Source organism: Nodosilinea sp. AN01ver1 (genome assembly GCF_050565655.1).
Classification (GTDB): domain Bacteria; phylum Cyanobacteriota; class Cyanobacteriia; order Phormidesmidales; family Phormidesmidaceae; genus Nodosilinea.
Window position 1 is genome coordinate 1 of the sequence record NZ_JBNXVS010000132.1, and the last position, 1129, is coordinate 1129.

1 protein-coding gene is annotated in these 1129 nt (G+C 50.6%); it reads right to left on the reverse strand.

All coding sequences use genetic code 11. From position 1 onward, the window contains the following. Window positions 1-371 precede the first annotated feature (371 nt). Window positions 372-845: a hypothetical protein gene (locus tag ACQ4N7_RS30275; protein ID WP_430715130.1), complete on the reverse strand. Its 474-nt coding sequence runs from the start codon at window positions 843-845 to the stop codon at window positions 372-374. Between the last annotated feature and the right edge of the window lie 284 nt (window positions 846-1129).

Below are 1129 nucleotides of genomic sequence, written 5' to 3' on the forward strand. Positions count from 1 at the left end.
CACCTCGCCGACGTAATTGAAGGAGTTCCGTTCAAAGATGGATACCGGGCTGATGACAACGCCGATATGACCCAGATGCAGGATGCCGCCTAGATCCTAGCCATACACCAGATTTGACAATATCTCTAAACCGGGTTGCCACAGCAAGTCTTCTGCCTGAGGATGCCAACCTAAATTGACTTCGTGCAGGCGATCGTTGTGGGTTAAGAAAATGATTTCTGCCTAGTTAGATACAAGGGTGGGTTTAATCCAAGTTGATATAGTTGCACGCGCAGGCAACTACTCAACCCATAAGCCTTCAGCAGGTTAAGGCCATTCAGCACTCGGCTTGATCACTGTTTACCTCAGATATCCTAAACAATTTCACAACGTCAGGTGTTTTGTTTGCGTTCTGCTCTAGCTGCCTTGAGTTCTCTGCTCTTTAATTCGGCTGATTGATAAGCATTTACGTAGTCTTTTCCCCCCAGCATCACGTCACCGTAATACTCGTAGGGCGGAGCGCCGTAAATCGGCAGCGGAGGATCGTCTGGGTAATCTTCCTGGGCCTCTGTAATAGAGGCTTTTAAGGCCTTGATGCTGAGCCTTTGGGCGGGAAAGTAGTAGATTTCTTGCCGAGCCTTATTTATATGCGGTAGCGTCGGGTCGATGATATCTTCACCCAGTTCAATCCAGGCGTGTTCGATCGGCTCGTACTGCCCGTTATTCAAAACCACAAACCCTTGGACGTAGGTTGCTCCAGTCAGTGTCAGCACAGCTCGATGGGTGTTGTCAAAGGGAGCGCCCGCTTTGCTTTTGATTTGTTCAAACATTTCGAGGGAAAGGGGTTCATTCAGGGTTGGGGGCATTGGGCGTAAACCTTAGAGTCGCTCCTGCCGATCGTAAGCACCTGCATGGCGCATGTCTATTGCCCCTAGGCCGATGTCCTGGTCGTTTAGTGAGTGCTAGCGCCAACAGACTCAGCCGTAGAGAGTTGGAGGTGCGATCGGGATATCCCGTTGAAGTAACGAAAAAAGCGCTCCCGGTCGGGAGCGCTTTTTTCGTTACTCAATCAATGGACTAGCAAAGCCTAGCCGATGATTTCAGGAGCCTCAGCAGTGGCCAGGTCCAGGGGGAAGTTGTGAGCATTGCG

What these genes read in the sequence shown, in the direction of transcription:
- ACQ4N7_RS30275 (WP_430715130.1), bottom strand. Translation starts at nt 845, where the DNA reads ATGCCCCCAACCCTGAATGAACCCCTTTCCCTCGAAATGTTTGAACAA.